This is a genomic window from Gammaproteobacteria bacterium, from assembly GCA_015709615.1.
In the GTDB taxonomy this organism is placed as follows: domain Bacteria; phylum Pseudomonadota; class Gammaproteobacteria; order Burkholderiales; family Nitrosomonadaceae; genus Nitrosomonas.
Genome location: CP054179.1, coordinates 1,280,120 through 1,303,355 on the forward strand (window position 1 = coordinate 1,280,120; position 23,236 = coordinate 1,303,355).

The 23,236-nt window shown below is 51.3% G+C and carries 37 protein-coding genes and 1 pseudogene; 28 read left to right on the forward strand and 10 right to left on the reverse strand.

The features are described from left to right. Nucleotides 1-31: 31 nt before the first annotated feature. From HRU77_06120 to HRU77_06135, 4 genes are all read right to left on the reverse strand, one after another. Nucleotides 32-1,153 (reverse strand): glycosyltransferase family 2 protein, encoded by a 1,122-nt coding sequence (locus HRU77_06120; protein ID QOJ20305.1) that lies wholly within the window; start codon nucleotides 1,151-1,153, stop codon nucleotides 32-34. Between the two features lie 25 nt (nucleotides 1,154-1,178). Continuing rightward, nucleotides 1,179-1,943, reverse strand: a complete 765-nt coding sequence (locus tag HRU77_06125; protein QOJ20306.1) for an FkbM family methyltransferase — start codon at nucleotides 1,941-1,943, stop codon at nucleotides 1,179-1,181. A 60-nt stretch (nucleotides 1,944-2,003) separates the two neighbouring features. Then, nucleotides 2,004-3,269, reverse strand: coding sequence for a hypothetical protein (locus tag HRU77_06130; protein QOJ20307.1), 1,266 nt, complete (start codon nucleotides 3,267-3,269; stop codon nucleotides 2,004-2,006). A gap of 91 nt (nucleotides 3,270-3,360) precedes the next feature. Further along, a complete protein-coding gene (locus tag HRU77_06135; GenBank protein ID QOJ20308.1) occupies nucleotides 3,361-3,570 on the reverse strand; it encodes a hypothetical protein in 210 nt (69 codons plus the stop codon). Between HRU77_06135 and HRU77_06140 the strand changes: the two genes are divergently transcribed. From HRU77_06140 to pgl, 6 genes are read left to right on the forward strand one after another with little or no spacing between them, the layout of a single operon-like run. Next, nucleotides 3,551-4,300, forward strand: a complete 750-nt coding sequence (locus HRU77_06140; protein ID QOJ20309.1) for a 3-deoxy-manno-octulosonate cytidylyltransferase — start codon at nucleotides 3,551-3,553, stop codon at nucleotides 4,298-4,300. The two genes, HRU77_06135 and HRU77_06140, sit on opposite strands and share 20 nt — an antisense overlap. A gap of 8 nt (nucleotides 4,301-4,308) precedes the next feature. Continuing rightward, complete coding sequence (locus HRU77_06145) at nucleotides 4,309-5,079, forward strand: 2,4-dihydroxyhept-2-ene-1,7-dioic acid aldolase (GenBank protein ID QOJ20310.1); 771 nt, start codon at nucleotides 4,309-4,311, stop codon at nucleotides 5,077-5,079. Beyond that, nucleotides 5,076-6,014, forward strand: a complete 939-nt coding sequence (locus HRU77_06150) for a phosphoglycerate dehydrogenase (GenBank protein QOJ20311.1) — start codon at nucleotides 5,076-5,078, stop codon at nucleotides 6,012-6,014. Before HRU77_06145 ends, HRU77_06150 begins: the two co-directional genes overlap by 4 nt. Before the next feature lie 4 nt (nucleotides 6,015-6,018). Then, nucleotides 6,019-6,948, forward strand: coding sequence for an NAD(P)-dependent oxidoreductase (locus HRU77_06155; GenBank protein QOJ20312.1), 930 nt, complete (start codon nucleotides 6,019-6,021; stop codon nucleotides 6,946-6,948). Nucleotides 6,949-6,950: 2 nt separating this feature from the next. Continuing rightward, a complete protein-coding gene (locus tag HRU77_06160; GenBank protein ID QOJ20313.1) occupies nucleotides 6,951-7,592 on the forward strand; it encodes an HAD family hydrolase in 642 nt (213 codons plus the stop codon). A 7-nt stretch (nucleotides 7,593-7,599) separates the two neighbouring features. Further along, nucleotides 7,600-8,286 carry a 6-phosphogluconolactonase gene (pgl, locus tag HRU77_06165; protein ID QOJ20314.1) on the forward strand — a complete coding sequence of 229 codons (687 nt, stop codon included), beginning with the start codon at nucleotides 7,600-7,602 and terminating at the stop codon, nucleotides 8,284-8,286. 241 nt (nucleotides 8,287-8,527) lie between these two features. Here the strand turns inward: pgl and HRU77_06170 are convergent. The 4 genes and pseudogenes from HRU77_06170 to HRU77_06185 all read right to left on the reverse strand — a co-directional run bounded on the left by HRU77_06170 (nucleotide 8,528) and on the right by HRU77_06185 (nucleotide 11,382). Continuing rightward, a pseudogene (locus tag HRU77_06170) lies at nucleotides 8,528-8,632 on the reverse strand (PEP-CTERM sorting domain-containing protein). A 938-nt stretch (nucleotides 8,633-9,570) separates the two neighbouring features. Then, a complete protein-coding gene (locus HRU77_06175) occupies nucleotides 9,571-9,987 on the reverse strand; it encodes an acyl-CoA thioesterase (protein ID QOJ20315.1) in 417 nt (138 codons plus the stop codon). Between the two features lie 203 nt (nucleotides 9,988-10,190). Next, nucleotides 10,191-10,787, reverse strand: a complete 597-nt coding sequence (locus tag HRU77_06180) for a hypothetical protein (protein ID QOJ20316.1) — start codon at nucleotides 10,785-10,787, stop codon at nucleotides 10,191-10,193. A gap of 187 nt (nucleotides 10,788-10,974) precedes the next feature. Further along, a complete protein-coding gene (locus tag HRU77_06185) occupies nucleotides 10,975-11,382 on the reverse strand; it encodes a helix-turn-helix transcriptional regulator (protein QOJ20317.1) in 408 nt (135 codons plus the stop codon). Between the two features lie 71 nt (nucleotides 11,383-11,453). Between HRU77_06185 and HRU77_06190 the strand changes: the two genes are divergently transcribed. The 19 genes from HRU77_06190 to HRU77_06280 all read left to right on the forward strand — a co-directional run bounded on the left by HRU77_06190 (nucleotide 11,454) and on the right by HRU77_06280 (nucleotide 21,069). Continuing rightward, nucleotides 11,454-11,693 carry a DNA-binding protein gene (locus tag HRU77_06190; protein QOJ20318.1) on the forward strand — a complete coding sequence of 80 codons (240 nt, stop codon included), beginning with the start codon at nucleotides 11,454-11,456 and terminating at the stop codon, nucleotides 11,691-11,693. Nucleotides 11,694-11,700: 7 nt separating this feature from the next. After that, a complete protein-coding gene (locus HRU77_06195) occupies nucleotides 11,701-12,075 on the forward strand; it encodes a hypothetical protein (GenBank protein QOJ20319.1) in 375 nt (124 codons plus the stop codon). Continuing rightward, nucleotides 12,072-14,330 carry a helix-turn-helix domain-containing protein gene (locus HRU77_06200; protein ID QOJ20320.1) on the forward strand — a complete coding sequence of 753 codons (2,259 nt, stop codon included), beginning with the start codon at nucleotides 12,072-12,074 and terminating at the stop codon, nucleotides 14,328-14,330. The genes HRU77_06195 and HRU77_06200 overlap by 4 nt, the downstream gene beginning before the upstream one ends. Next, a complete protein-coding gene (locus HRU77_06205) occupies nucleotides 14,323-14,661 on the forward strand; it encodes an ASCH domain-containing protein (protein ID QOJ20321.1) in 339 nt (112 codons plus the stop codon). The genes HRU77_06200 and HRU77_06205 overlap by 8 nt, the downstream gene beginning before the upstream one ends. Before the next feature lie 21 nt (nucleotides 14,662-14,682). Beyond that, on the forward strand, nucleotides 14,683-15,402 hold the full coding sequence (locus HRU77_06210) for an ATP-binding protein (GenBank protein ID QOJ22079.1): 720 nt from the start codon (nucleotides 14,683-14,685) through the stop codon (nucleotides 15,400-15,402). Beyond that, nucleotides 15,399-15,635, forward strand: coding sequence for a helix-turn-helix transcriptional regulator (locus HRU77_06215; protein QOJ20322.1), 237 nt, complete (start codon nucleotides 15,399-15,401; stop codon nucleotides 15,633-15,635). Before HRU77_06210 ends, HRU77_06215 begins: the two co-directional genes overlap by 4 nt. A 14-nt stretch (nucleotides 15,636-15,649) precedes the next feature. Then, nucleotides 15,650-15,835: a hypothetical protein gene (locus tag HRU77_06220; GenBank protein ID QOJ20323.1), complete on the forward strand. Its 186-nt coding sequence runs from the start codon at nucleotides 15,650-15,652 to the stop codon at nucleotides 15,833-15,835. 14 nt (nucleotides 15,836-15,849) lie between these two features. Further along, nucleotides 15,850-16,476 carry a DUF3164 family protein gene (locus HRU77_06225; GenBank protein QOJ20324.1) on the forward strand — a complete coding sequence of 209 codons (627 nt, stop codon included), beginning with the start codon at nucleotides 15,850-15,852 and terminating at the stop codon, nucleotides 16,474-16,476. A 62-nt stretch (nucleotides 16,477-16,538) separates the two neighbouring features. After that, on the forward strand, nucleotides 16,539-17,015 hold the full coding sequence (locus HRU77_06230; protein ID QOJ20325.1) for a hypothetical protein: 477 nt from the start codon (nucleotides 16,539-16,541) through the stop codon (nucleotides 17,013-17,015). 45 nt (nucleotides 17,016-17,060) lie between these two features. Further along, nucleotides 17,061-17,573 (forward strand): regulatory protein GemA, encoded by a 513-nt coding sequence (locus tag HRU77_06235; GenBank protein ID QOJ20326.1) that lies wholly within the window; start codon nucleotides 17,061-17,063, stop codon nucleotides 17,571-17,573. Further along, nucleotides 17,570-18,016, forward strand: coding sequence for a hypothetical protein (locus HRU77_06240; protein QOJ20327.1), 447 nt, complete (start codon nucleotides 17,570-17,572; stop codon nucleotides 18,014-18,016). Before HRU77_06235 ends, HRU77_06240 begins: the two co-directional genes overlap by 4 nt. Beyond that, nucleotides 18,009-18,362, forward strand: a complete 354-nt coding sequence (locus HRU77_06245) for a hypothetical protein (protein ID QOJ20328.1) — start codon at nucleotides 18,009-18,011, stop codon at nucleotides 18,360-18,362. The genes HRU77_06240 and HRU77_06245 overlap by 8 nt, the downstream gene beginning before the upstream one ends. Next, nucleotides 18,359-18,712 carry a transcriptional regulator gene (locus tag HRU77_06250; GenBank protein QOJ20329.1) on the forward strand — a complete coding sequence of 118 codons (354 nt, stop codon included), beginning with the start codon at nucleotides 18,359-18,361 and terminating at the stop codon, nucleotides 18,710-18,712. Before HRU77_06245 ends, HRU77_06250 begins: the two co-directional genes overlap by 4 nt. A 17-nt stretch (nucleotides 18,713-18,729) precedes the next feature. Further along, nucleotides 18,730-18,993, forward strand: coding sequence for a hypothetical protein (locus tag HRU77_06255; GenBank protein QOJ20330.1), 264 nt, complete (start codon nucleotides 18,730-18,732; stop codon nucleotides 18,991-18,993). A gap of 2 nt (nucleotides 18,994-18,995) precedes the next feature. After that, nucleotides 18,996-19,613, forward strand: a complete 618-nt coding sequence (locus HRU77_06260; protein ID QOJ20331.1) for a hypothetical protein — start codon at nucleotides 18,996-18,998, stop codon at nucleotides 19,611-19,613. Then, the gene (locus HRU77_06265) at nucleotides 19,613-19,759 is read left to right on the forward strand and encodes a hypothetical protein (GenBank protein ID QOJ20332.1); all 147 of its coding nucleotides are present in this window, start codon (nucleotides 19,613-19,615) and stop codon (nucleotides 19,757-19,759) included. Before HRU77_06260 ends, HRU77_06265 begins: the two co-directional genes overlap by 1 nt. Nucleotides 19,760-19,777: 18 nt before the next feature. Beyond that, nucleotides 19,778-19,996 (forward strand): hypothetical protein, encoded by a 219-nt coding sequence (locus tag HRU77_06270; protein QOJ20333.1) that lies wholly within the window; start codon nucleotides 19,778-19,780, stop codon nucleotides 19,994-19,996. A gap of 89 nt (nucleotides 19,997-20,085) precedes the next feature. Further along, entirely contained in the window at nucleotides 20,086-20,577 is a 492-nt protein-coding gene (locus HRU77_06275; GenBank protein ID QOJ20334.1) for a hypothetical protein, read from the forward strand. Between the two features lie 87 nt (nucleotides 20,578-20,664). After that, nucleotides 20,665-21,069, forward strand: a complete 405-nt coding sequence (locus tag HRU77_06280) for a lipoprotein (GenBank protein QOJ20335.1) — start codon at nucleotides 20,665-20,667, stop codon at nucleotides 21,067-21,069. A 104-nt stretch (nucleotides 21,070-21,173) separates the two neighbouring features. On the opposite strand, the gene HRU77_06285 is transcribed toward HRU77_06280, so the two are convergent. Both HRU77_06285 and HRU77_06290 read right to left on the reverse strand, forming a co-directional pair. After that, nucleotides 21,174-21,362 carry a hypothetical protein gene (locus HRU77_06285; protein ID QOJ22080.1) on the reverse strand — a complete coding sequence of 63 codons (189 nt, stop codon included), beginning with the start codon at nucleotides 21,360-21,362 and terminating at the stop codon, nucleotides 21,174-21,176. Between the two features lie 91 nt (nucleotides 21,363-21,453). Next, the gene (locus HRU77_06290; protein QOJ20336.1) at nucleotides 21,454-21,870 is read right to left on the reverse strand and encodes a hypothetical protein; all 417 of its coding nucleotides are present in this window, start codon (nucleotides 21,868-21,870) and stop codon (nucleotides 21,454-21,456) included. A 37-nt stretch (nucleotides 21,871-21,907) separates the two neighbouring features. On the opposite strand from HRU77_06290, the gene HRU77_06295 reads away from it, so the two are divergent. The 3 genes from HRU77_06295 to HRU77_06305 all read left to right on the forward strand — a co-directional run bounded on the left by HRU77_06295 (nucleotide 21,908) and on the right by HRU77_06305 (nucleotide 23,235). Next, nucleotides 21,908-22,531: a hypothetical protein gene (locus HRU77_06295; protein QOJ20337.1), complete on the forward strand. Its 624-nt coding sequence runs from the start codon at nucleotides 21,908-21,910 to the stop codon at nucleotides 22,529-22,531. Continuing rightward, nucleotides 22,528-22,734, forward strand: a complete 207-nt coding sequence (locus tag HRU77_06300; GenBank protein ID QOJ20338.1) for a hypothetical protein — start codon at nucleotides 22,528-22,530, stop codon at nucleotides 22,732-22,734. Before HRU77_06295 ends, HRU77_06300 begins: the two co-directional genes overlap by 4 nt. A 309-nt stretch (nucleotides 22,735-23,043) precedes the next feature. Next, nucleotides 23,044-23,235 (forward strand): hypothetical protein, encoded by a 192-nt coding sequence (locus tag HRU77_06305; protein ID QOJ20339.1) that lies wholly within the window; start codon nucleotides 23,044-23,046, stop codon nucleotides 23,233-23,235. Nucleotide 23,236 lies beyond the last annotated feature (1 nt).

A 23,236-nucleotide genomic window follows, 5' to 3' on the forward strand; every position in this document is an offset into this window, starting at 1 on the left:
TGCGAAGTTTGCATCGACTCCGGCAACGCGGTTATTTGGTATTTTGCTTGCCGTCGGCGTCTTGTTTGAGCGCCGCCCGGATCGGCATTTTGTGCCGCGCATCCGGCAGCGGTTGCACAAATTCCGGCTGATCCTCCGGCCACTCGCGCAGTTCCACATGACGCATGCGCGCCAACAGTTTTAATAAAAACTGCAATCCCGCAGACACACCCGGCAGAATCCAGACAGCGGTAATACACTTGTCTTTCCGTAACCAGCCGCGCACCATCAATTGCATGATCTTTCGCAAGCCGGCCGGGCCGTTACGCATCTGCAAGCACGATAACTTCGGTAGCGGCGCCGGTGTCAGCCAGTGTAAGCGTCCGCCTTGCCGCATCACTTGTTCCAACGATTCAGCCAATTGCGCCGGCAAACCGGACAACGTGCAATCGCCCGAAACAACCAACACATTTTGCCGCGCCAGCGGATAACGCGAAAGATACAACGAGCGGTTGCGCCGCACCAATTCCCGGTATGATTTTCCACGTCCGAACGACGCGCCGGTTTCATGACGAATCGCCGCATCGGGATGCACCCCCATGCGCCAGCCTTGTTGAATCACCCGGCGCCCCAGATCGGTATCTTCATAATAGCCCCGGCCAAACAGCTCATCAAAACCTGCCAGCGCTTGAAAAACAGCGCGACGGATCAGAAACGCGTAACCCCTGAAGCGATAAGTCGCAATATACCCGCCGGGTTGTCGCACATAACGGCCGGCTTGCGATTCCGGAATATCGCCTTCCGTCGGACTAATGATCGCCAGCTTGGGATCAGCAGCCAAAGCGCCGCACAGTAACGGTAAGAAATTGTCCGCTATTTCGATATCGGAATTCAGCACCAGTACCCAATCGGCGTGCGATCGCGCCACCGCTTCGTTGACCGATTGGCCATATCCCTGGTTCTGCGGCGCATGGAAAATATGCAACTGCGGATAAGACAAACTGTCGAGCAGCATGCGGGTTTCGACACCCGATGCATCGTCCTGGATATGGATGGTTCTGATCGATGAACCTAAATAGGCTACGACGGAATCAATACAACGTTTGGTCAATTCCGGCGCGTTATAGACAGGGATTACGACATCAATTATCGGGGCAGCAGTTTCACTCGTCATGTTCCGCCTAAGAAATTTTAATGCATCACACCCGGCCAAAAATCAAATAGCTTTCGCCCCAATTTTTTGACGGTCTTTGTTTCACTTCGAGGCCGGCCTGTTTCATGATGACAATGGCTTTTTCCTGTTCGGAATCCGTGCCAAGCTCTATGATCACGGATTTCAGCGCCGGGTTTGCCAAAACCGCGGACGCCCCTTGCAAAATGGGAATTTCGATGCCATCGACATCGATTTTCATGTAATTCGGCACCGGAAATCCCCATTGGCTACACAGATCGTCCAGCGTCACACCGAACATCCCTTGGATATGCGTTGCCGGCATTTTCATATTCTCCAGGTCTTCTTGCCCAAACTGCGAGCGGTTTCCGCCGGGTATAAACTTAGGAATATACAATTTAGAAAATTCGCTACGCCCTGATACCGCCACACAGTAAGACAGAATATTTTTCCCCAGGTTATTCAGGTAAATATTCTTATTGAGCGCATAGTAATTATTACTTTGCGGCTCAAAAGCAAACACTTGCACCTTATCGCCGTATTTCTTGGCCGGATATAACGAATATTGACCGATATTAGCGCCGATATCGAAATAGCACGAACCCGGTTCAAAGCTATCCAGCCAGTCAAGGGTATCCGGTTCTTTTTTTGAATAGGTTCGAGCGCGGTTGAGTGTGCGCAAGTGATCGACAGAAATTAAAATTCGCTGCCCTCTGACCAGCACACCGGTGTAGCCACCCTTCAATTTGTAGGCAGCTACAACCAATTCGTTGAATATGTCTTTTAGCCGCATTCACCCACCTCATGGCTTATCGGTAAACCTGCCCTTTACCCGGCTATCTGACGGTGTAATTCAACTCGCTAACTGTTCAAGCAAAGAAACATAACGAGGCAGCACATCGGCATCGGGATAATCCAGCATTTCTTTTAAAAAACGCTGTCGATGTTCTTCGATATAGAAAGAATCGCAGCCGTTGTTGAGAAAATGATTGATTTTCTCGTACACATCGTCGCGGCATCTCAGTTCGGTTTCCGGCATATAATACGCCACCGCCGAACGCGCCGCGATTAAATAATCGGCGGCCAATACCGGTTTTTTTGCCCGCACGGCTTCAAACACCACGGAAGTCGCCAGATCGATGATGACATCGGCCCAGTTCATCAGATGAACCGAATGCGCATCGTCACCGGCGACACGCACATTGGGCAGTTTTTTGATCGAACTGTCCGTGGTCAGCGACTGCTTCCAGCCGCTGCGGGTATGCGGTTTGATGACCAATTCCACACCGGGAAACCCGGCGATCATATGAACCACTTCGCCCACTTCTTCCCAGAACGTCGTGAAGTTGGCTTTTCTCAGAAACATGACAATTTTCAACCGGCTGTCCGAATGCGTCAGCGGTGAAAGCGGCATCAATCCGGCGAGTATTTTCAGCCACTCTTCGCAATAACGCGGCGAACCCAACACCGCCAGTTGGCTTTCACTCATAAAAGGACGGAAACGCACCGCGCATAATTCATTGGGCACCACCACCTTATCGAACATCGTCGCCGCCGAAAATGTGACATCGGGTTCAACGCGCCGCTCGCCGCGGCGGATCAATTGGCTGTAATGCGGACTATCGCCGTGCGGCAGCGAAACCGTACCCAGCCCCCTTGCTTTCGCCATCGCAATGACAACCTCGACCCACTCCACGCAAATTACCGAATTGCGTTCGATCCAATCGAATGCCACAACACCCTTACCGGTATCGCCGAAACAACGGTTCAACAGGAATCCGGCGGTATGCCGCCACAACGGTTCACGCCGTTTTTCATCAAAGCGCTCAGCCACTTTTTCCACCAACTTGCCGATCGCTGTAATGCGCCGCACATTACGCGTCAACATCAACATCTGTAAACGCCATTTAATATACACGGTCAGCGGAAACAGCTCTTTCATATGCGCCACGCGCACACCCGGCAGTTGACCCAGGTATTTAACGCGGAAATCACGGCGGAATTGGGTGGAACCGATCAGCACCACATCGCACTGATGACCCGATCCAATCCATTTGTAGATAACCGGTGTAACATGATCGATGTCGTTATAGTGGCGAAGAAAAAAAAGCGCTTTCATAGCGGCGATGCAACGGTAACGTTATTCAGGATTCGCAGCATTTCAGGTATTTTCCCAGTTTAAACAGCAGATTCTGCAAATGCGCGCCATTTTACTCTGGCAACCCTGCAATTACCAGTAACGCATCCATACCGGCTTTATAATAATCGCTGTGAAACAACACATGCGTTAAATTTAGCAATACATATTGCCCAGAATAGAGGAAAAACCGGATAATCAGCGCATTGCCTTCGGCGGCAACTTTTTTGTACTCAACCATTAATTCATCACACGACATTTTCATGAAAACAATCGCTGTCATACCGGCCCGCATGGGCTCATCGCGCTTCCCAGGCAAACCCATCGCAAAAATCCTCGGACGCCCGATGATTGAACATATTTACAAACGCGTGGCGATGAGCAAATCGCTTGATGCCACTTACATCGCCACCTGCGACGAGGAAATCCGCCAAGTCGCGGAAGGTTTCGGCGCGCAAGTCATCATGACATCCGATATACACGAACGCGCCAGCGATCGCGTCGCGGAAGCGGTTGTCTACCTGGATGCCGATCTGATCGTCATGGTGCAAGGCGATGAACCGATGACACACCCCGATATGATCGATACCGCCGTAGCGCCTTTCAAAGATGATCCGAAACTGGGTTGCGTCAACCTGGTGCGCAAAATTGACCATGAAGCCGATTACCTCGACGCCAATACCATCAAAGTCGTCATGAATCAGCACAATGACGCGCTGTATATGTCGCGCCGCCCGATTCCGACAATCGCCAAAACTGGTTTCGCCAATACAGCCGCTTACAAGCAAGTCTGCATCATTCCTTTCCGCCGCAGCACCTTGTATCAATACACACATTTGACACCGACACCGCTGGAACAGCTAGAATCCATCGACATGCTGCGGCTGCTTGAGCACGGCATGCAAGTCAAGATGGTACCTACCGAATACAATACCCAGGCGGTGGATACCCCGGAGGATCTGGCGCGCGTCGAGAAACTGATGGCAGCAGATCCGCTGCTGTCCCAATATTAGGAACGATCATGTCATTAAAATCAAGATTGAACCGGTCCGAATTGACCATCGGTTCATGGGTCACGCTGGGGCATCCATCGATTGCCGAAATCATGGCATCCGCCGGATTCGACTGGTTGGTGCTGGATATGGAGCACAGCGTGCTGGAACTCGGCGAAGTGCAAATGATCATCCAAGTGCTGGATGCCAAGCAATGCCCGGCTATCGTGCGCCTCACGTCGAATCATCCCGATCAGATCAAGCGCGTCATGGACGCCGGCGCAACCGGCATCATGGTGCCGATGATCAAATCCGCCGCCGACGCTAAAGCAGCCGTGGATGGTGTGTATTATCCGCCGCGCGGGCAACGCGGCGTCGGTCTGGCGCGCGCGCAAGGTTACGGCGCAAGTTTCCAGGCTTACCGCCAGTGGCTGGAAGAAAATGCCGTGATTGTCGTCATGATCGAACATGTCGACGCAGTCAAAGCCATCGATGAGATTCTGGCTGTTCCCGGCATCGATGCCTATATCATCGGTCCGTACGATTTATCCGGCTCGATGGGACGCCCCGGCGATCTCAATCATCCGGACGTGCAAGCGGCCATCGCGCAAGTGCTGGAAGCCGGCCGCCGCGCCGGTAAACCGGGTGGTATTCATGTCATCGAACCCGATCCTCAGGCGTTACAGCAACGCATCGCAGCCGGTTTCAACTTCCTCGGCTACGCGCTGGATATCCGTATTCTCGATTCGATTTGCCGCACCCATTTACAAAGCATTCGCGCAACATTGAAAACATCATGAACTCATTGGTCATTTCCACTTCGTCGTTCGATACCGGCAACAATCCGGTCATCCAGCGCTTGTTGCAACAAGGTTTTCAGGTCATCACCAATCCGCATAAGCGTAAACTCACCGAAGATGAAATCATCGAATTGCTGAACGGCGGCGCCACCGGCTTGATCGCCGGGATCGAGCCGCTGACCGCGCGAGTATTCCAGGCATCGCCGAATCTGAAAGTCATTTCACGCTGTGGCGCTGGAATGGATAGCGTCGATCTGGCGGCAGCGAAAAATCACGGCATTCAAGTGCTGAACACACCGGAAGCACCAGCGCAGGCCGTGGCGGAGCTGACGCTCGGTTACATCCTGAGCTTATTGCGGCAAATCAACACAATTGATCACGCAGTGCGCAATGGCGAATGGCCGCGCACGCAAGGCCGCTTGTTCGCGGCCCAAACCGTCGGCGTCATCGGCCTGGGACACATCGGCCGCCGCGTTGCGCGCTTATGCCAGGCGTTTGAAGCCACGGTGATCGCGCACGATCCGTTCGCCACGCAGGTACCGGATGGCGTGACGTTAGTATCGCTGGAACAATTACTGGCAACCGCCGATATCATCACGCTGCACACGCCTTACAGCGCGGCTATGCATCATCTGCTTGATGCCAAAGCATTTGCGGCGATGAAACCCGAGGTCATCGTCATCAACGCCGCACGTGGCGGATTGGTCGATGAAAGCGCGCTGCTGGCCGCATTGCAGTCCGGCAAAGTCAGCGCCGCGGCATTGGATGTTTTTGAGCAGGAACCGTATCACGGCCCGCTCATCGAAAACGGCAACGTCATTCTGACTTCGCATGTCGGATCGCTGGCGCGCGAATCGCGCCAGCGCATGGAAATCGAAGCGGCGGAAAATCTGCTGCAGGGTTTGATCAAAGCCGGTCTCGTCAATAACGGATAGCATTATGGTGAATGAACAGGTTGTGGTATTTGGCGCCAGCGGTTTTTTGGGCAGCCATGTCGCGGACGCATTATCCGCTGCGGGCTACCGGGTGCGGTTATTTGACCGCAGCCCGTCGCCGTTTCTGAAAAGTAACCAGGAAATGATCATCGGCGACATCATGAATCTCGATCAAGTCATCGAGGCCGCCAAGGGAACTTCGATCGTGTATAACTTCGCCGCGATCGCCGACATCGACGAAGCCAACGACAAGCCCATTCCCACCGCCACCATCAATGTGCTGGGTAATATGCACGCATTGGAAGCCGCTCGCATCGCCGGTGCGCGCCGTTTTGTCTTTGCCAGCAGCATTTATGTCTATTCCGAATCCGGCTCGTTCTATCGCGCCAGTAAGCAGGCGGCGGAACGCTTCACGGAAACCTATCACGAGCGCTACGGCCTGGATTACAGCATTCTGCGCTACGGTTCGCTGTACGGCCGCCGCGCCGACAAACGCAACGGCATCTATCGCATGCTGCACGAAGCGGTCGCGCATCATTCCATCACCTACAAAGGTAGCGGCGACGCGATGCGCGAATATATCCACGTGGAAGACGCGGCGCGTATGAGCGTGCAAATTTTGGCACCCGAATTCGCCAACCGGCACATGATCCTGACCGGCCAGGAAAGATTACGCATCAAGGATGTCATGACCATGATCTCGGAAATCCTGCCGTGGCCGGTGGAATTGCATTTCGACGAAGCCAACGCGGTGCATCACTACGAAATTACGCCGTATGCGTTTCAACCGCGCGTTGGCCGCAAGCTGGTGCTCAATGAACATGTCGATCTGGGGCAAGGCATTCTCGATTGCCTGCGCGAAATCCACCAGGACTTACACCACGGCGACGAAAACGACGACGCCACGCCGTCCACATCCGACAATCGCGCTTAGCCATGAAAAAACTTAACTGGCAAGCGATCATTTTCGACTTCGACGGCGTCGTGGTCGAATCCGGCAAAATCAAAACGCAGGCGTTTGCCGAACTGTACCGTGCTTATGGCGACGACATTGTCGCCAAAGTGGTGCAATTCCACACGCAAAACGGCGGCATGTCGCGCTACCGCAAATTCCGGCATTTTCAGGAACATTTTCTCAACCAGCCGCCGCTAACGGAAGCGGAAGAACAGCAACTGGACATCCGCTTTTCCGAACTGGTCGTTGAAGCCGTTATCGCCGCCGAAGCCGTACCCGGCGCGATCGAACTGATCCGCCAACAATCCCAAAAAATTCCATTATTTGTCGCCTCCGGCACACCGGAGGTCGAGCTCAAAGTCATCGTCGAACGCCGCGGCCTCACGCCCTACTTTACTGATGTACGCGGTGCTCCGGCGCTGAAGAAAACCATCATCGCGGAAATTCTGGCAGTACATAGACTGAAACCCGAGTCGGTGTTGATGATCGGCGACGCAATGGCGGATTTGGAAGGCGCGCAAGCCAATAACACCGCTTTTCTGGGCCGCGTCTTTCCCGGCGATCCGAATCCGTTCCCGGCGCACATCGAAACCGTGCCGGATCTGCGCAGCCTGGTGCAATAACGCCCGCATGCCGCTGCAACGCAAGGTTTACCACGATATCGAATCGTTAAGCCAAGGCTTCGCCGAATTTGCCGCTGCCGCACTACGCGACACCTTAAGCCGCAAACCCCAAGCCACCCTCGTCGTCCCCGGCGGCAACACCCCGCGCCATTACCTGCCCGCGTTGGCAAAATGTAAGCTGCCTTGGGATCGGATTACTGTCACGTTATCCGATGAGCGCTGGGTCGATACCAGCGACGATCAATCGAATGAAAAATTGATTAAACAGCACTTGCTGTCACACCTCCCGGCCAATACCCCGTTCGTTGGCTTAAAAACCGCACACGACAATCCGTTCGACGCTGTCGAAACCCTCCATCAACGCCTGGATTCTCTGCCGCTACCGGTCAGCCTGACAGTGTTGGGCTTAGGCGAAGACGGTCACATCGCCTCGCTGTTTCCCGGCATGAACCCGGATTTGTTACCGGCGCATCACTACATCGCCGTCGCCCCGCCCATCGCGCCATCGCTGCGCATGAGTCTTTCGCTGGAAATGCTGGCAAGCAGTGAACAGATTGTGCTGGTGGTGACGGGCGAGAAGAAGCTGAGATTGCTGGACCGGATCAGCCAGAAACCTGATGCAGGATTGCCGATTGTTTGGTTAATGCAACATACGCGGTTACAGGTTGCGGTTTTTGAAACTGACAAAGATTAGAAAGGAAAATGACATTTAGTTATCATTTCCGAACCAGCACGGTAGGATGAGTCGATGTAAAGAGAAGCGCATCAATCGAGACATGGTTCATATCTTCTATTAGGTATTTCGTTATGGCTTCTAGCGTGAAGTTTTTCGGCAAGCAAAATCTCCATAACCACAAGATTCAAGAGATTTTAATAGACTCAAGACTGACAGGCGGTGTTTACTAACTTGAGTCTATTAATATTCACTAATGCGCTTAAACTCTTGTTTTCTCAAATTTTCGATGGCGTAATGTAAAACCTAATAATCCTAATCCTGCCAACAGCATCAAGTAGGACTCTGATTCTGGAATAGGCGATACGACAGCATCGACTACAGCATCAAAAACGGCACTGTGTCCACTGTCATTATTTAAAACACTGCTATAAAACCATAAATTTCTCGAATCTAGTACTAACTTACCCGTTGGTGAGGGATCTAACCAAGAAATACCAATAAAATGATCATAAGCCGCAGTTCCATCAAATTCTGGGAAACCTGGTGTAGTATAAGCTGTTGGAATTCCAGGTGTTCCACTCATGAGCCAGTCTTGAGAGGTAGATAAGTCACCGGTGTAATGAATTACGGGAGCCTGCAAAGTACCAGCCCACCATGTCCATGTGATTGGGACATTTCCATAACCACCACCAGATAACAAGCCTGTGACACTTAAAAGGTTGTCAAAATTACTATCAAAAGTTAGGTCGCCACTGAATGTTGCACCCGAAGCAAAAGTTTCATCAAGGTGCCAAGTATTGCTTGCCGCAACTACCGGAGCAGAGAAAATTCCTACGGATATTAAAAATGCAGGTAATACGTTAATTCTTAGTTTTTTTCTTTTCATGGCACATTCTCCTCACTCGTATTTAAATACCCTATCATTCCACCCAAATTATATAGCACAATGTAAGCCGCAGACAAATAGCAACAAAGAGAAGTAGAAGCGTAAAAAATCTTCTCTGTTCAGCAATAAGGAGAAGTAAAAATCAAGTTAATACTTACCAGAGTTCGGGCATGCCCTTCGCGCCGGTCGGCGGCGCACCCCATGAGGAAAAACAGCAAGCAAACACCTAATTAACGTTATCAATGAGCAATGCGATACTGCTGGCAAGTGCGCCGCCGTGTACCAATCGTTTTAATGAATGCAAATTTTCCGGGATATGCTCTGCCGCTTTAGTCTGTTTAATGACTGAATGGAGAAATCAGAATTCAGATACGCTTAAAGTTAGAAACATTCGTTAAGCCGAAGCCGGTCAGAATTCACCTCTCCGGCACAGCCCTTGGCCGCCGGTTACTATCAATCGCCACATACGTCAACACCGCCTCGGTCACTTTGATGCAAACTTCCTCGCCACCTTCACGCACGCCGCGCTGGGCGTAGACCGAGACATCGACGGTGATCGAGGTGCGGCCTACTTTGACGATGTCGGCGTAAAAGCTGACCAAATCGCCAACCAATACCGGTTGTTTGAAGACAAACGAGTTGACCGCCACAGTGGCAACCCGTCCGCGCGCGCGGCGGATGGCCGGGATGCTGCCAGCCATGTCGACTTGGGACATGATCCAGCCGCCGAAAATATCGCCGGCGTAATTAGTATTCGCGGGCATCGGCACGGTGCGCAATACCGGCTGCCCATCCGGTAATGAAACACGTAATGAAGGATCGTCAGGAATCATGATGGTGTCCGCTCATGTGAGTTTTATCGAGAGATATGCGCACGTGTCTGCACGCTGCTAGGGAAGGAAGGATTATATGAGACTAAGCGTGATGAGACGTAATAAAGTGTGATGTGTAAGTAATTGATTTAATGAAATGTGAAAAAATGATGAAAGGCCGGATTAAATGAGATTTGCGGATAAAAATACTTGTTTGAGGTCGATCAAATAGGCTTTTTCTTGCTTATGTACGCACGAGTTGCGCGAAGTTCGTCATCATCAAGATCAGCCAGACTGGTTTTAGAAAATCGGCGCTGAATATAATCACCATAACAAAATTCATCGCCAAGTTCCTTGCATCTAGCCTTTATAAAACGAATAGCGCTGGGCCTAAAAGTTGGGTCTTTTTTTGGAGCAGATTTCATGCTTTGTATAATGGCTTTTTGTGTGTTCAGCCATTTTACTGCTTTCTCAAATAAGTCTTGATGCAGTTCATGATAACTATTAACTTTAAAGCGTTTTTTAAACTTCCCCCACGCTGCCGGATAGGTCAATTCGGTCTTTTTGACTGAATTATGAGAATCTATCCAAGCTTTTAGCCGCGTCTGAATCTCCGCTTTTTGTTGGGCATTAATTGCGCCCTCACCGGTCTTTACAACGACCTTCTTCTGGATAATTGGATTAATATTCAAATCTCTTCCAGCCGTCATATTACCGTTGCCGTTAACGGAAATTGATGATGGCTGAGTATCTTCCTGTTCGTTATTTGCACTCTTGATAATGTCAATAATCTTCTTTTTATGGTCTTCACGATCAGTCATTTTTTATATCCCTTTTTATAAACAAGTGTGACAACTTAAAAACCGAAGTTGTCACACTTGAAGTTGTCACACATGATCTGTGACAACTTCAGTTTATATGATTGTTTTTAAATACATTTAAGATATATATTTAAAATATTAAAAATATTTGAAGTTGTCACACATAAAAGCTGATTATTGCAGTTCTTTATGCCACCAAACGGATCAATTTGACCACCTTTTCACCCGCATTTCCGGGTTCTGTAATCAAGTCGTAGGCAGCCACAATCAACTCGGCTTTTTTATTTGCGGGCAGTTTTTTTTGAATGGCTTCAAGTCCTTCTTCAACAGCTTCAATGGCAAGCTGTAGCCGGTCTTTGTCGTCAATAGACGTGATTTTCTTATGTTCTCGCTTGCCAGTGAGGATATAAAGGATGTCTGCGCCAAGCTTATGAAATGACGATAAAACTTCCGCGTTTGCAGTTGCCACACCTTTTTCCCAATCAATAATTGAGCGACGAGAAGCGCCTAACGATTCAGCGAGTTCTGTTTGCGATATCCCTAGAAGCTTACGTTCTTCTTTGAATCGCTCCCCAATTTGTTCCTTTATCTGCACAAATACCCCTTGACAAGTGCAGAATTCTGCACAATAATGAACTCATCGTAACTTATATCAAATGGAATTGTATGACAAATAACCTTGTATCACTAGAAGAAGCGAAATCCCGCTTCAAGCGTGTCGGACGGACAGTTCCGCAATTCGCAAACGAAATCGGTGTACACCCTGAAACGGTGCGTAAAGTTTTGCGTGGAGATTTAAAAGGCAATCGTGGCGATGCGCACAAAGTGGCTGTCGCGTTGGGAATCAAGGATGGCTTGATCATCCCTGATGATGTTTTGCCATCCGAAGCCTTGCGCAGGGGATGATTTGATTATGAGTAATCAGAACGGAAAGCACATGCTTCCCTGGCCGTTGATTGATTTCGATTTGCGTGACCAGGATGTTGATTGTCTTTTTGAAGTGCTGATAGGTCTTGGCAATGTAACGCTTGGGCGCGTTGTGGCGGAAGCCATCACGCAGGCGCTGGTGCGTCAAGCCGTGCGCGTAAAAGGAAACAGGTGTGTATTTAAAGATGATGCGTTTATAACCGGGGCGCGGCTTTATGCAATATCCATGACCAAGAAAATCCTTCGAGACGCCGAAAATGATTTTCTATTGCCACTGTGCGATTTGGATATCAAGAGCGACTCGATCTACGAGGAATTATACCTGTCCGGAAAACGCTACCTGACAAAGGATGCCGCATGAAAAGCCAAGACAGAATCGACTCAGTAATGATTGCGGCGGCTTGTGGTGTCGATGAAAGGACGGTGCGTAATCGCTGGAAAAAATACCCGTCATGGCCGGCAGGAATTCGCGTCGGCACCGGCGGAAAGCTTGTCTGGATCGTCTCGGAACTGCCGGAGTATATCGAGAGAAAAGGCCAAAAAATCATGGTACAACAACTGGTTGAGGAATTTTTAGTAAGACAGCGAGCCATGTCAGCCATTTCCGCTGAACCCATCCAAGCGGGTACGCCCTTGCCCGTTGATGACTGCGCGGCCACGCAGTCGGGTGGGTTCAGCGGAACTGCGTTGCCATGCAGTCTCCCTCCGGGCGTTAACGAGAAACGCCCTTCATCCGGCTCCGCAGTTTCTTCCTTTTCTGCGGATGCCGGGTCTTTTTCAGAGGGAAAACAAGAAATTCAAGTCGGAATGATCATGCAAACAGTACAGGACGACAACCGCGAAGCGCGCATAGCTGAAGCCGCGCTCCGGTTGCGAATTATCGAACCGATATTGAAACTACCCGCAAGATTTACGGGGAGACGCGCATTTATAGAGGGAATAGCTAAACAAAACGATACCTCGGCAGCCACCATCTACAGATGGGTCGAGCGTTATCAGAACGGCGGTCTGGTAGCGCTGGTAGACAAACACCGCGCCGATCTAGGCCAAGCGCGCGTGCTGGTTTCGGAGCAATTCGAGCGCGTCATGACCGGCTTGCGCATTCCGCGCGAGCAGATCATCACCCTAGCCGAGGAGCTGATGCAAATGGTACGTGCCCTGTGGGCGGCAGGCGGCACATCGCCCAAGCAAATCTGGGGGCAAGCTATCGCAAAGCTGGGCTTAAAAATGATCGAAGCCGGAATCGATGAGACTTCCGCGCGCGCCATTGGCAAAATCAAATTTCCTAAGCGGTTCGTTGAGGCCGAAAAAGATTTCAGGCTGCTCGGAATTGCGGAGCGTGACGGCAAATCAGTTTACGATAATCACCTCCCCGCCGTCGCCCGCACCCGCGATGGATTTAAACCCGGTGACCTGGTGTTTGGCGACGTCTCGCCGCTCGACATTCCAACCTTGCGCCCGGACGGATCGATTGCCTACGCGCGCATGATCTGCTGGATGGACGCCGCAATCAATTGGATGTTCACCACATTATATCTATGCCCACCTGGAACCGGCGTGCGGCAAGAGCACGTAGCCTTATCGTTTACCAACCTGTGCGAATCCTCCCCGTTCGGCATGGCCATGCGGTTATATCTGGATAACGGCTCGGAATATCAATGGGAAGAAATGCTCAATGCCTGGACTGAGCTGGCTTATTTGTCCGGAAATACAACACGTGTAGAAATCGCGGCCACGCTGCCGCCATCCGGCAAAATCGTGCGCTCAATTCCTTTCAGACCGCGCGGCAAACTGATCGAAGGCGCATTCGGCAACCTGCGCCACCTGTTTGGCTGGCACCCCGCCTTCCAGGGCGGCAACCGCATGACCAAGCGCAGCGCGAACCTGGGTGAAGCCATTAAGCCAATCCCATTTGATGAATTGCAAGCTTTCGTCGCAGCCGCCATGGCCGACTACCACGCCACCCCGCAAAGCGGGCACTTAAACGGCAAATCCCCGCAAGAAGCGCTGGACATGCACCTGAACAACGGCTGGAAACCGGTGCGCGTCGACCGCGAAGTGCTCCTGCTCGCATTCTCGGAGCAAGAAAAACGCCAAGTGCGCGCAGGCATCATCAACTATGCCGGGCGCGAATGGTACGCGGATTTCCTGGTGGGGCTGGATAAAAAAGTCGACGTGCGTTACCCCAAACACGACCCGCAATGCCTGTTTGTGTTCGATGACGGCCGCTTTTTGGGGGCTGCGCTACCGAATCACAAATATGGCCTGCTCGATAACGCCGGAGCGGTCGAAGCGGGTCGCCGCCGTGGCGTGCTCAACAAAGTAATTGAAAACATGGCAGGCCAAGTGCAAACGATTGATGTCATGGACGTCATCGGATCGCGCGGGCAACTGATGGGCGTTGAACAAACCGTCGAGCGAGCGCAGGCAGAGGCCACGCATGTCGAGCTGTCGGACGAAGCCAAGGCGCTGATCGCAGCCAAGAAAAAGGCACTGGAACAAAGAGCCGAGGCGGCATTGATCGAAGCGGCCAATAAAACGGATCACACCAAAATCAAACGCTGGAACGTGGATGAGGATCCGGAAGACGCGATATGGAGAGCTAAGTATGGCTAGGAACATGAGCTTTGGATTAACCAGGTGCGCTTTTCTGGAAAAAACAAAAACAGTGACGCGACGCTTAGGGTGGGCGCACCTGAAACCAGGAACGGTTTTATGCGGTGTTGAGAAATCTATGGGGTTGCGAAAAGGCCAAAAAGTAACGCGGCTCGGAATGATTAGGGTTGTGAACGTAAGAGCAGAACCGCTGAATGTGATCACAAAAGAGGATTGCATCCTGGAGGGATTCCCTGAGTTTTTACCGCAGGACTTCGTTCGGATGTTTTGTTTTTACAATAAATGCAAGCAGGACCAGTTAGTAAACAGAATCGAATTTGAATATCTGTAAATAAGGGGCTTAAAAATGGGCATCGACATACAAAAAACCAAACCAGTACGCGAAGCGCTGCAACTCGCGCAACTGCTGATCGAAACAGACGGCGCGGCAGTCGGTGAAATCGTCGGCGAAACCGGCACCGGCAAAACGCAAGCCGCGCACGCGGTACTGAATGAATTCGACGGCGTGCGCATCTGCTGCCACGAAGGCATGACACGCTATCAACTGGTGGCGCGAATCACAGCCGGACTGGAAATAGAAGGCCCGTCGACACGCTGGCTAGAACTGCTCGAAAAATACCCGCAACAAGGGGCAAAAAAACCGGTGGTAATCGTCGACGAAGCCAACAAGCTCAAATGGCAAGCACTCGAAGTGCTGCGCTACATCGCCGACGAATGCGGCTTTGCCGTCCTGCTGGTCGGTACCGAACTGTATGAACGGCAATTCGCCAACGCGCGCACCAAACCGCTGCTGCTGCAACTCGGCCGCCGCATCGGTGCCAAGCGCGTACGCATGGGCCACCTGGATCGCGCCGACTGCGCCCGTTTCCTGCTCTCGCCAAAGTTTGGCGAAGTGGACAAGGAAATCGCCACCCGGTTTTGGACCGGATGCAGAAAAGGCAACTGGGGCGAAGCCGTGGAACTCGCCGGTGAATGCCTGCGGTTGGCGCAACTCAACAACAGCCAGGCGCTCACGATGGGCATCCTGGATGCCGCGCTCAACTGGTTTGCAAATCGCCGCGATGCCGCATGAATCTCACATTAAGCGAAATATCGGCGGTCTTGGGGGTATCCAAGCCCACCGCGTCGGCCTTGAAAAACGGCAAATATCCGGCGGCGGAAACGGTGGAACGGTACGAAGCACTGTTAAAAGTAGTTGAAAGAGCGGTCAGTGAAAACAACGGAGCAGCCGGCCACGACAGCATCTGCGCAGCCTGCCCGAGGGATGACTGCACCGGCTGCCGATTGGCTGAACTGATCGATTGAGAATGGATTGAAGAATGGTCACGAAAGAAGGATTTAACGATAAAAACGAGCATTGCTGGAAATTGGTGGCGGCTTGTTACCCAGCTTTGCAAATTTCTGTTTTAGCGACGGACTCGGGTTTGCTAATTGCCGGATGCCTGATTTCTTGGGGCGATCTGGAAATAGCCAAACGCGAAGCGCAAAAGAATTTGCCATTTTAATCAAAGGAGAAACGATGCATACCACGGAAACCAAAGCTACACCGGAAGGCTACATGCGTAACGCCCAAGGCCACCTGGTGCCGGTAGACATGATTAACGATATCGACATCGCCCGCGACGATCTGGTGCGCGAAATCATCGCCAAAAGCCAGAAATTGCGAGAACAGATGTCCGTATTCAAGCGCGATGTCATGGCTGACCTGTCCGCATTCGTAGACCTGTCGGCGGAAAAATACGGCGTCAATATGGGCGGTAAAAAGGGTAATACGACCTTCTCCAGCTTTGACGGCCGCTACAAAATCAGAATCGACGTATCCGAATGCATCACATTCGATGAGCGCTTGCAGATCGCCAAGAAGCTGGTGGATGAATGTATCCATAAATGGGCGGAAGGCAGCGGCGCTGAAATCCGTGCCCTGGTAGAGCACGCATTTCAGACCGACAAAGAAGGCAAGATTTCCGTAGGCCGCGTGCTCGGTCTGACACGGCTAAAAATTGACGACGAACAATGGAAATCCGCAATGAAAGCCGTGCAAGACTCGATGCAAGTCGCTGGTACTACAACGTACATGCGCATTTACCGGCGCATCGGTAACGGCGAAAAATTTGAACAGCTATCGCTCGATTTTTCCAAGTTATAACCAACACATAAGGGCAAAAAACGCCTGGCCGGGCGTGAAACGCAACCATAAGGAGCAAGCAAATGGCAGCAAGCAATCAAGCAGCATTGGATCAGGAAGTTAATCAGGCGGCGGCGCCGGCACCAGCGGTTAACTATCAAATGATCGATAAGAAAGGCGACACCTACCCCGTCGATGATGATATCGCGGCAATTATCCACGAAGGTTTATGGCGGATAACGCACGATCAAGAGCTGAAAGATTTTATCAAAGCCGCAAACAAGGAAATAACAAAACGGCACGGATATGACATGGACATCATCGGAAACCTGGGCAACATTTACATCAGTAAAACGAAGGGTGCTTACATAAACAATATAGAGCGGTTAAAAGTCGTGCTCGGAAAAAGCTTTGCAACCCTGGTCACGGATGAGGAAATCGCCACCAACGACCTGATCGAAATCGCCTGCGACGCGGACAATCCGCTCTCACCGGAGGTGCGCGGCTGCATCACGATAAAAGACATCGTGAATATCAGTTGGCATCCACATATGGGCTAAAACTCACACCCGCCATCAGGCGGGTTTTTAAACGAGATTACGGACATGGAACCAAAAAGAAGAAAAACCGATGAAACCGCCAGCGCGATCAACCGGCACGTGTTAACCGGTCTCGCGCACATGGCCAGCCAGCAGCTCGGCTGGGATGACGACATGCGGCGGCAAATGCAGCATGACAAAACCGGCAAGGGGTCGCTACGCGACATGACGGACAATGAACTGCTCGACTGGTGCTGGCACCTCAAGCGCCTCGGAGCGCAAATCGGCATCCCGCACCCGCCGCGCAAAGGCGGCAAACGCTGGGACAGACCATCCACCCGGCAACTGGGTGAAATAGAACAACTGGCGCTGCAAATGGGGTGGACGTATGGATTGGATGACGAACGCCTGACCAAATTCATACAACACACCGCCACGGTCGACAACGTGCGCTTCCTGATGCAATGGCAAGCGACCAATGTCATCACCGGCCTGCGCCGCTGGCTGCAACAAATCCGCGAAAAAACCGTAGGGGTGCATGGCAATGCGCCCATCGCATCCCCAACGGAGCAACCATGAACCTCGGCCGCTGCCCCGTCTGCCACAGCCACATCCAACTGGAAGCCATTATCCAGGACGAAGCTGCATCCAGGCTAGTCGGCATCCTCTCCGGTATGGACGCGGAACTGTCGCGTGCGATGGTCACGTACCTCGGCCTGTTTCGTACACCCAAGCGCGATTTGCCGAATGACCGCGCTTTGAAGCTGTGCCAGGAGGTTATGGCATTGACAAACGATCATGCAACGCTCGCGGAAGCTCTGGCAAAAACCGTCGAGCAGATCCGCGCAAAAGGTGGTGATTCGATGAAAAATCACAATTATTTAAAAAGCGTGGTGGAAAGTGTAGAAAAATCCGCCAACTTACCAACTTGCACAAAACCACAAACCGGCAAGGGCGCGCGCATGAGCAAAACCGAGCAGGCGTTGATGAGCATCGAAAGCCTGAAGGATAGATATGATTAAAAAGGCGGAAAAATGGTTTGCAGTGGCCATCGCCAGCGGCGTGCAGCGGCTCTACGTACTGAGCCTCGACGGCACCCCGGCAGCGGCAACCATCGAACTCACCACCGCCACCTGGATCGACACGCTATGGCCCACGCGCGCCTGGTGCGCCGCATTGGATGAGACAAGGATCAGCGAAGGATTCCGGCAACTCGCCTTGAATTCGGAGCGCTGGCCGGTGCCAAGACAACTGCTGCTGTCGCTCCCGGCACGGCTAGAACCGCTGAAACTGACAGCGCCGAGCAACAGCAAAAAGCACATCCGGATGGCGGCGATAGCCCGGATGAAGGAGATATTAGAGCCATGAAACAACCGACCAGCAACGCAGAAATGCCCGAATTGTTGTCCGATCTGGCAGAAAAAACGGCGGAAATACTGCGGGAAAGCATCGAAATAGACCCCGTAACAGCCAGCCATATCGGCGTGAAATTGGCACGCAGCATCGCCGACAAATGGAAAAAACAACTGGTTTATATCCCGGAAGGTCTCGGCATGTACATCCACGAACGCGACCTGCAAATTTACAATGAATTCAACGGCTCAAACCACGCCGAGCTAGCGCGCAAATACAAAATCAGCATGCAATGGGTGTACTCGATCGTCAAGAAAATGCAAGCAATCAAAATGCGTGAAGTGCAGCCGGAACTGTTCGAATAATTAAAGGAGATTTAAACATGATGACCATCCACGAAATCAGAAAATTACTGAAATGCAGCCGCGCAACGGCCGAATCGGCATTGCGTCGCGCAAACGTTAAAAAAACCGTCGTGAGTTTCGCTCACGGCAGAAAAAATCTATACGACGTCCAACCGGAACGCCTGCCGGAAATCATGGCGGACTACAAAAAAGACCCCGAGAAAACAGCCTTGCAACAAAGCGCGGCCTTAAATGCGCTGGAAATGGCTTTTGGCCTGCGTCGTCAGTGCATTGGGAGATAACCATGGTCGATATCAATAAATTTCACGGCAATGGCGAGGATATCCGCGACTGGCTAAATCAACCGTTCTTGCTCAACAAGAGGGTGGTTGCAACAAACGGACACGTCATGTTAATTCTGCACGACTTTGAATGGCCATATTATGAGCTCAGAGTGAATGAGAGCTACGTCATGATAATAATCGACACCATAGAATCCGCCAGCGGTTACGCACCAATCGACAAAGAGCAAATCGCATGGCCGGAAAAAATTTGGTGCCCTATCTGCAAAGGGGGTGGTCACGCAACCAAAGAAGAATGTGAAGAATGCCAAGGGGACGGCGTCGTGGATGCCAGCAACAACTTCAATACTTATTATGATCTGACATGCGGATCATGCGAAGGCATCGGCTACGAAACCGACACGCGAACAGACCAAACATGCCCGGACTGTGAAGGCTCCGGGAATGTTTTTGAAAAAGATGCTGCGGTGGAGATTCTGGGCATCAAAATCCAGGCTAAATATCTAAGCCTGGTCATCGAAGAACCGGATTTGCAGTTTTGCGCGAAGGTAGATGAGCGGATGCTGATGTTCAAAGCCGGTGAAAACACCTTCGGCGCGATTATGGGATTAAGAAAATAATGGACGAATGCATGAACTGCAACGGCACCGGCAATTGCCCGATGTGCGAAGGAACAGGGCTTGAGAATGGCAATAAATGCGGCTGCTGTTTTGGATCTGGCGAATGCCCGGAATGCGATGGTACCGGCGAAGAGCTGGATGATTAACACAATATGGAGAATGTGATGGAAAATTTAAAATATGCCGGTAAATTTTGCATCTTGGTATTTGTGCTCGGCATGTTAGTGGTCGCAGGTAACAGGGTGATGGAGTTTGTGTGGCCGAAACAGCACGAAAAGATTCTAATCGTGCATTACCTCTGCGCGGAAAATGATGATGGCGACGTGTCTTGCGGCAGAGTTAAGGATATCGATATCGCCAACAAAGTATCCGAGGTTGACTGATTGACGCCCGGCAATGTTCCGCCGGGCATCGATGCCATGAAGTAGCAATTTAGATATCGATTAAAAATTAAAAAACTTTAGGGGATAGCATGAAAATATCAAACCTATTAATCGCTGCATTGTTTTTAGCCGTGTTTGTATCGCCAGCCAGCGCGCAAAATTACACACTCAAACGCGCAGTAATCACCTGGAATGACGGCTCAGTCGATGACTCAGCGCTAGGCGGTTTCTCGGTAAATGGCAGCATGAGAATTAACGGCAGCCGCCTCGTCCAAGACATTACCTATTGCGAATCCGGCGTGTGTGATCACGTCGTGCAAAACAGCGGCGGAGCAATTATTTCAGTAGAAAAAAACACCGCCAAGGTAACAATCCGCGCGGATGACGGCTACGTCGACGATTTAACCCTGCTCACACTATCGCCCAGCATCATTACCCTGTTTGCCTACGACGACGGAACAGTAGAAACCCACGAATGGCAACCGGTCGAACCGTTCAGCAAGCGGCAGGAAAAACAAACCGGCACCGGCCAGCCAACCGGAGCCATCGGCAGAGGCATTAGAAGCAAAATAAGAAATTAACCGTAGGGGCGCGATGCTCGCGCCCAACACCTGTTTGTTTTATGATTCTGTTCGCAATAATATATTTTTAACTAAAAAGGGGAAATTATGAGAAGGATTATCAGCATAGCGGTAATAACAGTTACGCTTTCGGGATGCGCAACCATATTTAATGGGGCTTCACAACAAGTTTCGATCCGCAGCAATCAACCGGATGTAGAGTTGTACGTCAACGAAGCGTTGGTCGGAAAAGGTAATACCGTAACCACATTCAAGAAAAAGGAAGAATACATCATCACGGCCCGCAAAGAAGGCTGCAATGCGGTTTCAATTCCCGCATCGAAATCATTTGACGCAACAACCTTGCTCGGAATCCTGATAGATTTTGGGTTGATTTCAATGCTGGTCGTGGATGGCGCAGGAACCGGCGCATGGAATAAGTTCGACCAAACCAGCTACGTGATAGACCCACAATGCCCGGTCAAGAGCTCATTCAATCAATTTAAGTATTGACCCGTAGGGGCGCATCACTTGCGCCCCTGGTGGTTATAAGTAAAAGTAAACCGGTTTGCTTTTACTTATAACAATCAGAATGTAAAGAAACTAACGAAAATGAATTACAACCAGCCAAAACCCTTGGCCATCAAACCGGCAAGTCCGAGTGCGGTGGTAATAATTGCTGCGAACGTAATGCGGAAATTGATTTCGTCGGTTTTGCGCAAGTCCCTGATATCGGATTTTATATCTTTGATATCGGACTCGATGTGTAAAACGGAAGCTTCCAGGCGGGCAACGCGGGATTCTATTCCTGAGGGCGGCGTAGTGCCGCCGGAATCCCCTCCGCGCTTTGCTAGAATATTGGCGCGGTTGAATTTTTCGGCACTGGAAAGATGTTTATCAATCGGTGTCGGGAATGTCATGAAGAATCCTAGCGGCTTTCTCAATCGCCTCGGCATTGATTAGCATGTATTTTTCAAAGTTCTCGTCGATCTCTTCCTGGTTATGGGTCGCAAGCGTAGTTACGGCGCGAGTCAGCCATAGATTTGATTCGATCAGCTCTCTGAGAACGGCTTTTGTTTTTTCATCCATCTGGAAATTATGAGCCAGAAATTGATAGTTGACAAATAATAAATAACGGGTGTATGGTTCGCCGCAAGTGCTAAGAACACGAGCAGCATCAGCGGAGACCGCGCCCGATAGTTGTGGTTTTTTTACGTCCATCGTTTTGATGGCCGGGAGTGCGAGGAATAAAATAGCGGCTTGCCGCGAATAACTCCGCCGACTGATGCCGGTTCTTAGCTCTTGGCCGCCCATACCTTTATGGGCATAACCCCTAAGAAGGAGCATCAAAATGACAAATCAACTTATCTCATCCGAATTTCTCGGTGAATCAATCACAATCGTTGAACATGCCGGAAGGCGATGGCTGACATCGGAAGAAGCCGGTAAATGTCTTGGCTATTCTGTCGGCGAAGAGCGCCGGGCAATTCTGAAATTATACAAACGCCACAAGGATGAATTTACTGAGCAAGATGTAGCGGTGGTCAATTTGACCACCTTAAAAGGCGATAGACAAACACACATTTTTTCAGACACCGGTTGCATCAAGCTTGGTTTTTTCGCCAAAACCAAAATCGGCAAGGAATTTAGAAATTTCGCATCCTTGAAGCTGGCAATCGCAAGAGAAGAACCGGTATTGCTACCGGATGCCGTGCGCCCCGGCCAAGTCGAAGAAGTGCAAGCCCGCCGTGCGCGCGAAGAGCTATTGAAAGCCAAGCCGCTGTGGAACCGCATCGCCAAGTATATCGGTATGGGCCTGACCGGTGCGGAAATCGGCCTGCTGCTTAAATGCAACGTGGCAACCATCCGCAAACACCGCCGCCGCATGGAAGCCTGCGGCCTGCTCAAACCCCCGGCCAACCTGGCCAGAATGCGCGAACTCGGGTTTACATTGATCGCCGGAGGTGCCAAATGAGCCTGACACGCGAACAATTAGACGCCATCAACCGCATGGACGAAATCGCCGCCTGCTGGCGCGCTCTGTCCAACCTGCTAGGCCCGGATGTGGATATCAGCAGCACCGATGCCAGAGACGACCTGGCCATGCTGACCAACTTCCTGAATACGGAATACGAAGCAGCCAGAAGCGGATTGGAAATGCCGAAACAAGCAGCATAAATCGACGCGCAACGTAGGGGCAAATGATTATTTGCCCCTACTGACTAACAAACCCGCTTCGGCGGGTTCTGATGCAAAATCCACACCTCGTTTTAATCTCGCATCACCATATCCCCCCAAGATTTAAACCGCTTTAATTTAGCCAATCCGCGCTTTCCGCGATACTGATCCCTCAAGCAAGTAAGGCAATCCCCATCGGGGGAACAAGGCTGTCATGCCGCAGGTGTTCGTCACCACCTGGTCTGGCGGGTCGCTCCCGATGGGATTTCGTAAGGGCGCAATGCTTGCGCCCCAATCAAGGAGGAAATCATGGAAGAAACCAAAAGCGCACTGACCAGTAAAACGGTGATCGGCTCGGTAGTTACTATTGCGGCATCCGTCTCGCTAATGTTCGGCTTCGATATCGGCGACACCAACGGCCTGGCCGAGCAAATATCCGCTGTATTGGGCGGCTTGCTCTCGCTGTACGGTCGCATCACCGCAGTCAAACGCATCGGCTAGC

Coding starts and splice junctions, on each gene's coding strand:
- HRU77_06120 (QOJ20305.1), bottom strand. CDS start 1,153: ATGACGAGTGAAACTGCTGCCCCGATAATTGATGTCGTAATCCCTGTC.
- HRU77_06125 (QOJ20306.1), bottom strand. CDS start 1,943: ATGCGGCTAAAAGACATATTCAACGAATTGGTTGTAGCTGCCTACAAA.
- HRU77_06130 (QOJ20307.1), bottom strand. CDS start 3,269: ATGAAAGCGCTTTTTTTTCTTCGCCACTATAACGACATCGATCATGTT.
- HRU77_06140 (QOJ20309.1), top strand. CDS start 3,551: ATGAAAACAATCGCTGTCATACCGGCCCGCATGGGCTCATCGCGCTTC.
- HRU77_06135 (QOJ20308.1), bottom strand. CDS start 3,570: ATGACAGCGATTGTTTTCATGAAAATGTCGTGTGATGAATTAATGGTT.
- HRU77_06145 (QOJ20310.1), top strand. CDS start 4,309: ATGTCATTAAAATCAAGATTGAACCGGTCCGAATTGACCATCGGTTCA.
- HRU77_06150 (QOJ20311.1), top strand. CDS start 5,076: ATGAACTCATTGGTCATTTCCACTTCGTCGTTCGATACCGGCAACAAT.
- HRU77_06155 (QOJ20312.1), top strand. CDS start 6,019: ATGGTGAATGAACAGGTTGTGGTATTTGGCGCCAGCGGTTTTTTGGGC.
- HRU77_06160 (QOJ20313.1), top strand. CDS start 6,951: ATGAAAAAACTTAACTGGCAAGCGATCATTTTCGACTTCGACGGCGTC.
- pgl (QOJ20314.1), top strand. CDS start 7,600: ATGCCGCTGCAACGCAAGGTTTACCACGATATCGAATCGTTAAGCCAA.
- HRU77_06175 (QOJ20315.1), bottom strand. CDS start 9,987: ATGATTCCTGACGATCCTTCATTACGTGTTTCATTACCGGATGGGCAG.
- HRU77_06180 (QOJ20316.1), bottom strand. CDS start 10,787: ATGACTGATCGTGAAGACCATAAAAAGAAGATTATTGACATTATCAAG.
- HRU77_06190 (QOJ20318.1), top strand. CDS start 11,454: ATGACAAATAACCTTGTATCACTAGAAGAAGCGAAATCCCGCTTCAAG.
- HRU77_06195 (QOJ20319.1), top strand. CDS start 11,701: ATGAGTAATCAGAACGGAAAGCACATGCTTCCCTGGCCGTTGATTGAT.
- HRU77_06200 (QOJ20320.1), top strand. CDS start 12,072: ATGAAAAGCCAAGACAGAATCGACTCAGTAATGATTGCGGCGGCTTGT.
- HRU77_06205 (QOJ20321.1), top strand. CDS start 14,323: ATGGCTAGGAACATGAGCTTTGGATTAACCAGGTGCGCTTTTCTGGAA.
- HRU77_06215 (QOJ20322.1), top strand. CDS start 15,399: ATGAATCTCACATTAAGCGAAATATCGGCGGTCTTGGGGGTATCCAAG.
- HRU77_06220 (QOJ20323.1), top strand. CDS start 15,650: ATGGTCACGAAAGAAGGATTTAACGATAAAAACGAGCATTGCTGGAAA.
- HRU77_06225 (QOJ20324.1), top strand. CDS start 15,850: ATGCATACCACGGAAACCAAAGCTACACCGGAAGGCTACATGCGTAAC.
- HRU77_06230 (QOJ20325.1), top strand. CDS start 16,539: ATGGCAGCAAGCAATCAAGCAGCATTGGATCAGGAAGTTAATCAGGCG.
- HRU77_06235 (QOJ20326.1), top strand. CDS start 17,061: ATGGAACCAAAAAGAAGAAAAACCGATGAAACCGCCAGCGCGATCAAC.
- HRU77_06240 (QOJ20327.1), top strand. CDS start 17,570: ATGAACCTCGGCCGCTGCCCCGTCTGCCACAGCCACATCCAACTGGAA.
- HRU77_06245 (QOJ20328.1), top strand. CDS start 18,009: ATGATTAAAAAGGCGGAAAAATGGTTTGCAGTGGCCATCGCCAGCGGC.
- HRU77_06250 (QOJ20329.1), top strand. CDS start 18,359: ATGAAACAACCGACCAGCAACGCAGAAATGCCCGAATTGTTGTCCGAT.
- HRU77_06255 (QOJ20330.1), top strand. CDS start 18,730: ATGATGACCATCCACGAAATCAGAAAATTACTGAAATGCAGCCGCGCA.
- HRU77_06260 (QOJ20331.1), top strand. CDS start 18,996: ATGGTCGATATCAATAAATTTCACGGCAATGGCGAGGATATCCGCGAC.
- HRU77_06265 (QOJ20332.1), top strand. CDS start 19,613: ATGGACGAATGCATGAACTGCAACGGCACCGGCAATTGCCCGATGTGC.
- HRU77_06270 (QOJ20333.1), top strand. CDS start 19,778: ATGGAAAATTTAAAATATGCCGGTAAATTTTGCATCTTGGTATTTGTG.
- HRU77_06275 (QOJ20334.1), top strand. CDS start 20,086: ATGAAAATATCAAACCTATTAATCGCTGCATTGTTTTTAGCCGTGTTT.
- HRU77_06280 (QOJ20335.1), top strand. CDS start 20,665: ATGAGAAGGATTATCAGCATAGCGGTAATAACAGTTACGCTTTCGGGA.
- HRU77_06290 (QOJ20336.1), bottom strand. CDS start 21,870: ATGGGCGGCCAAGAGCTAAGAACCGGCATCAGTCGGCGGAGTTATTCG.
- HRU77_06295 (QOJ20337.1), top strand. CDS start 21,908: ATGACAAATCAACTTATCTCATCCGAATTTCTCGGTGAATCAATCACA.
- HRU77_06300 (QOJ20338.1), top strand. CDS start 22,528: ATGAGCCTGACACGCGAACAATTAGACGCCATCAACCGCATGGACGAA.
- HRU77_06305 (QOJ20339.1), top strand. CDS start 23,044: ATGGAAGAAACCAAAAGCGCACTGACCAGTAAAACGGTGATCGGCTCG.